At 38.9% G+C, this 7264-nt stretch carries 10 protein-coding genes; 3 read left to right on the plus strand and 7 right to left on the minus strand.

Annotated elements, in window-relative coordinates; all coding sequences use genetic code 11:
• The first annotated feature begins 15 nt into the window (after positions 1-15).
• Positions 16-318 carry a DUF3718 domain-containing protein gene (locus ABYD77_RS16520; RefSeq protein ID WP_372771205.1) on the plus strand — a complete coding sequence of 101 codons (303 nt, stop codon included), beginning with the start codon at positions 16-18 and terminating at the stop codon, positions 316-318.
• A 76-nt stretch (positions 319-394) separates the two neighbouring features.
• Here ABYD77_RS16520 and ABYD77_RS16525 read toward each other — a convergent pair whose 3' ends face one another.
• The 3 genes from ABYD77_RS16525 to ABYD77_RS16535 form a co-directional block, all read right to left on the minus strand.
• Positions 395-1078 (minus strand): response regulator transcription factor, encoded by a 684-nt coding sequence (locus ABYD77_RS16525; protein WP_372771206.1) that lies wholly within the window; start codon positions 1076-1078, stop codon positions 395-397.
• A complete protein-coding gene (locus ABYD77_RS16530; RefSeq protein WP_372771207.1) occupies positions 1059-2675 on the minus strand; it encodes an ATP-binding protein in 1617 nt (538 codons plus the stop codon). The genes ABYD77_RS16525 and ABYD77_RS16530 overlap by 20 nt, the downstream gene beginning before the upstream one ends.
• A gap of 408 nt (positions 2676-3083) precedes the next feature.
• A complete protein-coding gene (locus ABYD77_RS16535; protein WP_157813522.1) occupies positions 3084-3224 on the minus strand; it encodes a hypothetical protein in 141 nt (46 codons plus the stop codon).
• A 221-nt stretch (positions 3225-3445) separates the two neighbouring features.
• Here ABYD77_RS16535 and ABYD77_RS16540 point away from each other — a divergent pair, with 221 nt between their 5' ends.
• Complete coding sequence (locus ABYD77_RS16540; protein WP_372771208.1) at positions 3446-4309, plus strand: diacylglycerol kinase family protein; 864 nt, start codon at positions 3446-3448, stop codon at positions 4307-4309.
• 98 nt (positions 4310-4407) lie between these two features.
• Here the strand turns inward: ABYD77_RS16540 and ABYD77_RS16545 are convergent, their stop codons facing one another.
• Positions 4408-5226, minus strand: a complete 819-nt coding sequence (locus ABYD77_RS16545; protein WP_372771209.1) for a DUF2884 family protein — start codon at positions 5224-5226, stop codon at positions 4408-4410.
• Positions 5227-5505: 279 nt separating this feature from the next.
• Between ABYD77_RS16545 and ABYD77_RS16550 the strand changes: the two genes are divergently transcribed.
• Positions 5506-5685, plus strand: coding sequence for a PA3496 family putative envelope integrity protein (locus ABYD77_RS16550; RefSeq protein ID WP_274762746.1), 180 nt, complete (start codon positions 5506-5508; stop codon positions 5683-5685).
• Here the strand turns inward: ABYD77_RS16550 and ABYD77_RS16555 are convergent.
• The 3 genes from ABYD77_RS16555 to ABYD77_RS16565 form a co-directional block, all read right to left on the minus strand.
• Positions 5682-6122, minus strand: coding sequence for a MarR family winged helix-turn-helix transcriptional regulator (locus ABYD77_RS16555; protein ID WP_372771210.1), 441 nt, complete (start codon positions 6120-6122; stop codon positions 5682-5684). The genes ABYD77_RS16550 and ABYD77_RS16555 overlap by 4 nt on opposite strands.
• A gap of 2 nt (positions 6123-6124) precedes the next feature.
• Positions 6125-6607 carry a glutathione peroxidase gene (locus tag ABYD77_RS16560; RefSeq protein ID WP_372771211.1) on the minus strand — a complete coding sequence of 161 codons (483 nt, stop codon included), beginning with the start codon at positions 6605-6607 and terminating at the stop codon, positions 6125-6127.
• A 75-nt stretch (positions 6608-6682) separates the two neighbouring features.
• Positions 6683-7264, minus strand: a 582-nt coding sequence (locus tag ABYD77_RS16565) for a substrate binding domain-containing protein (protein WP_372771212.1), incomplete at its 5' end; no start/stop codon positions are given.

A 7264-nucleotide genomic window follows, 5' to 3' on the forward strand; every position in this document is an offset into this window, starting at 1 on the left:
ACGAGGGAATGAGACATGAAAAAATCAATCACAGCAGTTATTGCAGCAGCAAGTATTTTATCGTTCAACGCAGCAGCAAAAGTAGTTCCATCTGATAATAGTCTTGCATCACAAATTTGTGCCGCGGCTGCAAACGACCAAGCCAGCAAAGTGCGCCGTTTACTTAAGCAAGAAAACAAGCACATCCGTAAAGCTGCACAAAACATTCAGTGCGATGGCAAATCACTTGAGCAGTTTGTTCAAGATATGAACGCGGCTAAAGTTGTAAAAAATCTTTATCCACAAAGCGATAAAAATAGCTACATCGCAAAACGTTAATACCACGATTACCTGAAGTAAAAAGGGCGAACTCATTTAACTGAGTTCGCCCTTTTTAATTGATACCGATAAAAGGTTATTCTGGTGACACTAAGCGATAGCCAATACCGCGCTTGGTTTCAATCATACTTTCATCATTATTTGGCAGCATCAGCTTTTTGCGTAGTTTACCTATGTACACATCAACAACATTAGTCATGGGATCCATTTCCATACCCCATACATTACTTAAAATGCGCTCACGACTTAAGTACTTTCCAGGGTTTGTCATTAACAATTCAAGAATCGCCATTTCTTTTACAGTTAAAGAAATCTCTTGTTCTGCAAGCGTCACAATGTAACTGTCACGGTCAAAGCACAAAGGACCAAATGCGAGCGTGTTCGAGCGATTTTTTTGTGATGGTTTACGACGAGTTACAGCCTCTATGCGCGCTAATAGCTCTTCATAAGCAAACGGTTTAGTTACATAATCATCAGCACCAAGGCGAAGACCATGAACTATATCTTGCGATGCATCCATTGCAGTCAGCATAATAATTGGGATTTCAAAGTTTTTAATGCGTAATGCTTGGCACACTTCCAAACCATTTAAGCCTGGCAACATGATATCAAGCAAAATTAAATTGAAGTCGCCTTCAAGCGCAAGATCTAACCCTTCTTTACCGTCACTGGCGCGAACAACAAAATATCCTTCAGCGCGCAAGCCTCGTTCAAGAAAACTTGCAACGCGATCATCATCTTCAACTAATAAAATTCTCATTACGTTCCTCACCATTTAACGGTAACAGTATAGTTGCTACAGAGCCTACACCCGAAGTATTTGATTTTAAGCTAATATGACCACCATGAGCATCAACAATTGCTTTGGCCACAGGTAAACCTAAGCCTGAGCCCGGCGTATTAGAGCGGTTACTTCGATAGAAACGCTCAAAAATATAGTCTTGTTCTTGCTTTGTAATGCCTTGCCCTGAGTCTATCACTTTAATAACGACAACCTGCTGTCGACGCATTAATTTCACTTCGGTTACTGCATCTGGCGCAGAATAGCTGAGCGCATTTTCAAGTAAAATCATCAATACTTGGCGGATGCGTCGCTCGTCTAACTCTAAACTAATTTCTTCATTTAGCTCAAAAATAAGCTCTTGGTTACGCTCTTGTGCTTTTCGACCATAAATATAACAAAGATCGTGTACCACCTTGGTTAAATTTACCTCACTGCATGATAACCTTAACTCACCGGCACTAGAGCGAGCCACTAGCATTAAATCATCAATCAGCGCTGTGGTATGACTTACTTGATCCACCACCGCAACTAAGGTCGCTAAATAATCATCCACATTGTCAGAATGGCTGCGCAATAATATTTCTGATTCACCACGAATAATCGTCAGCGGTGTGCGTAACTCGTGGGAGATGTCCGCCAAAAACTGCCTTCTTTGCTTATCAACATGGGCAAGTTTCTCATTACTTAATGCCAGTGCTTTAGTGCGTGCTTGTACTTTTTCTTCAAGTTGTAATTTGGCTTCACCCAATTCACTGTGCTTGGTTTTTAATTCGCTCGCCATAAAATTCAGCGCATCTGCCAGCTTGGCAAATTCAGTGTCTTTTAGTTTAGGGATTCGATGTTCTAATTTACCTGCTGTAAATTGGCTAGCCGCAAACTGTAACTGCTTTGTCGCTTTTGAAATACGCTGCCAAAAAAACCAAATAGTCAGCATCATAAATAAGCTCGAAAGCCCAAGAGCAATCGCTAAATAGCGATTATTGCGTTCAGACATTGCCTTGGTATTATCACGAATGGCTTCAGCTTGCAGATTTTCTTGTTTTACCGCTTCACTGATCAAAGCGTTAAACTCTGCATGCACTCCTTGCTGCTGTAATAAGCGATATAAGCTTTGTGCTTCTGATAGCTCCCCTTTACTGATTAAAAAGCGAATTTCTTGTGACGTTGTAATAATACGCTCAACTTTTTGCGTCACTTTATCCAATACGACTAATTCATTGCGTGTACTTAATTCGGGTGCTAATGCGAGCTTTTTCAATAGTGAATCTCGAACACCAACAATGGATGCTCTTAATTTTATTTCATTCTTTTCACGTAACTCAGGTGTAAGCACAATGCCATTTCGTGACATTTCACCAATCGCAACTAATTTTTCAAATGTGTAAAGGGCTATGTTGGAGTACTGATTAAGAATTTTATGAACCAATTCAGATTTTTGTGCGTTTTGTTTAAAGCGGTTAGAGCTATCAAAATACAAACCAGCCATTGCCAAACTAAACAATGAAATAATCACTAAAGCAATAAGTAGCTTATGCGTAAGGCGGCTTTGAATTTGATAAGAAGGGTGATTCAACTGCTTTTCCATTCAATGGGTTAACAACTAATTAAGCGTTTATACTAAGTTAGCTGTGAATATGCGAGTTTACTATATTGTAAGATGTAAAAAGAGCTAATAATTCACCAACCTATTAACTCTGACAACAACAATATTGGGATTGCGTTCCTGTCCCCTGAAAATACCATCAACTATAATATTCTTGCGTCAACTACAGTCGACGGTAATACAGGAACGCGAGACAAATGATAATCACCATGGCTAAATTAAGCCTGTTGAAACAATTAAACTTACCTAAGCCATGTTTAAAATTTAGTTAAACAAAATTAAGGGCTATAAAAGCATTAGATTATTAAATTAAAAAGGCCGTAATTTATCATTACAGCCTTTTTAAACAGGTACGATTGGTCGCAAATAAATCATTGTTTATTTATATGCAACTGCGCCTGCTAATGCGAGTTTCTTACCATAGCGATTTAATTTAGCTAGCAAACTTTTTTTACCGTTATTTGAACGAGTTAATTGACCTTGAGATTGGCCACCTTGGTTTAACGCTTGTTTAGTCATGTGATTGCTCCTGTTGTTTAACTAAGTCTTATTTTGCGTTCAATAACGGTTAAAATCCAATCAATAAAATTGCAGTTTTCACATAACTTTTTCTAATGCGAATAGGCAATCAAAAATATTGAATATAAAGTGCATAATTGTGCAACATCACACTCTATGCATTTGACCTAAAAGCCTTTAACAGGCAAGCTTAGCGATAATACTGTCATTACCATCATTTCATGAATAAACATTATTTAATTGTTTTAAACCCGCTGCCAAATAAGCAAAAAAAATATTGGCTAACCTGGCTTGTGAGTTACTTGAAGCAACATCAACAGTCGTATTACATATTTACTACTTCACCAGTATTGGCTGACAATCAGCTTTTTTTTCAGCAACACCTCTACGAATATGATGAAGTGATCATGTTAGGTGGTGATGGCACCCTGCATCTATTAGCTAATTGCATGGCTTTTTCATCGCGCCCAATCACTGTTTTACCCTGTGGAACGGGTAATGACTTTGTGCGCAACTTTGATTACAGCAATGCCGAGCTTAAACAACTTATACTTAGTCAAAACAAGCTACGCATTGATTTAGGAAAGGTAAATGAGCGTTACTTTATAAACAGTGCCGGCGTTGGCTTTGATGCTGAAATAGTTGAAAGAACTAAAGGCAATAAAGGATGGCTTGCGCGTTTTAGTTATTTATACCATGCATTTACTTGTCTTTTTTTCTTCAAAGAGTCACTCTTAACACTGGAAGAAGGACGTCATAAAATAAACTATAAAAACTTTCTTACTGTGTTTGCCAATGGTAAGTACTTTGGCGGAGGGATGAAAATTGCCCCTAATGCCAAGCTTAATTCGTCAAGCTTAATACGCTATAGCGTTGAAAAAACACACCTTGTAAAGAAGTTATGGGCACTGCCAAAACTCTACCAAGGTACACACACAAAGTTGACTGAAGTGAAGGAACACGCATTTACACAACTTGAAGTCTTAACCCCGGGGCTGCCAATTCAAGCAGATGGTGAGTCAGCAGGTTATACTCCAGCGGTTATTGAAGTGGCAGAAAATGCGTTAACTATAAAAATTTTATAATTAATCCAGAAAGCTTATTCTATCTCGGCAATTCATTCAAAAAAGGGAGCAACTACTCCCTAAATGATGACTGACGCTATAACTAATGTTTACCTACATTAGATTGATGATTTTTTAGTTTCCACTTTAAACACATCGTAATTTTCTAGCGCTGGAATACGCGCTTGTAGCTCATCTTCTTGCAATGCGAGCGCTTTAAAGTCGTGACACATTTGATCCGCTTTTTGCTCGATGTTCTTAGCTTGCAGCTCAACTTTCTCTTCAATTTGTTCACCCATGCGTTCCATGCGCTGTTCGAAATCATTCATATTGCCACCTGAACTTATCATTTCGCTACCAAGGGTGATCAATAAACTACCGATGGATTCCATCATCATTTCTTCCATCGCTTGTTCCATTTTTTCATCAAACTTATTGTCGAATGTATCGCCAATATTATCAAAACGACCTTGGTCCATTACAAAGGTGCCACCGACATAAAATGCATCTTGGATTTCTTCGCCGATTTCCGACATAACCTCTTCCATTGCAGCCATATTTTCTAAACCAAATGCATTGCCCACTTCGCTTAATGCAACTCCCGCAAGTGCAACACCTTCCATTGCGATTTCAGCAACTTGAGGGACTTGCCCACGTACATTATCCGAGTAGCGAGCTAATAGGGTTTGGTCACTTGCCGACAGAGACTGCGCTTCACCATTTATTTGAAGATTGCCATCTTGATCAATTGCTACCACACCTGATGCTGCTTCAATATTGAGCGTTTCAGGGGTAATTGAAAGCTTATTGTTGAACTTTAAATTACAGCTATCTGATGAAAAGTTAATGTTATTATCATGACCGTCTTGGTGCGCCATCGCATTTGCTGAAAGGCCCATACATGCTGCTACTGCTGTTGTGATAATTAATTTTTTCATAGTGATTCCCGTTTCTGTCGCGTTTTAATTTTTTTCTCTAAGTGTTATAGCTTTATCAAACTCAATGCCAAAAATTAAAAATCATTAATTATCAATAACATAAATAGAATTAGGCTAAGAATAGCGAGGAGGAATAAATACTTAAAACTAATAAGTGGTTTTTTTAACCACTATATTATTGAATTTGACCAATTAAAATTTAACACCATTACTTGCGCTAACTGCAATATGGGTTTTTACTGATTATGAGTGCTTTAAAATGCAATGTTGAGGGTGATCATGAAAGACAATTACCAAGACATCAATAATCAAGAGCCGCTGAATTCAGAACTGGAAAACAGCGAAGATACCCAACATAAACGTGAAGTAAAAAAACGTTTAGAAGATATTTTAGAACAAAAGCGACTGCGTAAATCCATCGGCATGGATGATACGCATAACTATTGGGATGAGCTTTAAACCTGATCGTTTAGCTTATCCATTAAATCGCCAAGCAATGCCTTTAACTGCTTTGCTTTTTCAAGGTCTAGCCCTACTTTATCAACTAATTGAGAAGGCAAACACGAAAGTGATTGCTGCAGTGAATGACCCTGTTGCGTTAAATAAATACGCACCTTACGCTCATCCCAGTCATCGCGACGACGTTCTATTAAATCACTTTGTTCCATGCGTTTTAAAATTGGCGTTAGCGTGTTGTTATTTAAAATAGCTTGCTGACCTATCTCACCTACTGTCACTCCATCTTGTTGCCACAAAATAAGTAAAATCACGTACTGGGGATAAGTCAACTTATGCTTATCCAACTCAGGCTGATATAGCCGCGTCACCAAGCGTGATGCAGCATAAATCGGAAAACAAAGTTGGTTTTCTAATAATTGGTCAGCATTACTTGCCATGGCTACTGCGCCAATGCTTGTTCAATGTATTTTTCCAGCGCTTCTGGTTTTGTAGTTGGTGCAAAACGCTTTAATGGCTTACCATCACGGCCAATCAGAAATTTCGTGAAATTCCATTTAATTTTATTGCCCAAGATGCCTGTTAACTCATTGCGTAAGTATTTATAAAGCGGATGACTATTTTCACCATTTACATCGATCTTTTCAGTCATTGTAAAATCAACGCCATAATTAATTAAACACTCGCCTTGAATTTGTTCGGCGCTACCAGGCTCTTGTTGACCAAATTGATTGCATGGGCAGCCAATAATAACCAACCCTTTATCACTGTATTTTTTGTGAAGTGCTTGTAGCCCTTCGTATTGTGGCGTAAGCCCGCACTTGCTAGCAGTATTAACCACTAATACTGCTTTGCCCTGATACTCTGAAAAATCTATTTTTTGCCCTTGCAGGCTATTAATACTTAATTGATAAAACGGTGTCATGGTCTTTCTCCTCTATTGTCAGTGAATATATCGTGCACGATATAATCGCGCAATAATAGTTCAAAAATTGAAGTATTAATTTTGATTAAACTCTGCAATTAAAAAATCGATGAGTAAGCGAACTCGTAGCGGCATTAGATCGCGATTTGGGTAAACTAACCACGAGGCGTTATCAGCTACTTGATAGGGCGCTAGTAAGCTTACCAACCGCCCGTTTGCCACATACTCTTCGACAATATCCTGAGCAAGATGCGCGATACCCACCCCCGACAAGCACGCTTGCAGTAACGCCTCACCATTATTACTGCGCCATCGGCCAGAAATTTTGTATTCTTTGATGGTGCCATCAACTTTAAAGCGCCAGCGATTAGTAACCGCATACAAACAATTATGCTCTATAAGCTGCTCTGGATGAGTCGGTGCAGCAAACTTTGCTAGGTATTCAGGAGAAGCAACTAAAGTCATTACTCGTGTGGTTAAAGGACGAGCGATTAAATTGGAATCTGCCATACGGCCAAAGCGAATCGCTAAATCAACACCTTCTGCAATTAAGTCTACATTGCGGTTATTAAAGTCCATCACCATAGATACCTGAGTATAACGCTGACAAAACTGTGCTAATTTAGGCGCAACTTGTTTTGCCGCAAAATCGCCAGC

Source organism: Pseudoalteromonas sp. (assembly GCF_041629635.1).
In the GTDB taxonomy this organism is placed as follows: domain Bacteria; phylum Pseudomonadota; class Gammaproteobacteria; order Enterobacterales; family Alteromonadaceae; genus Pseudoalteromonas.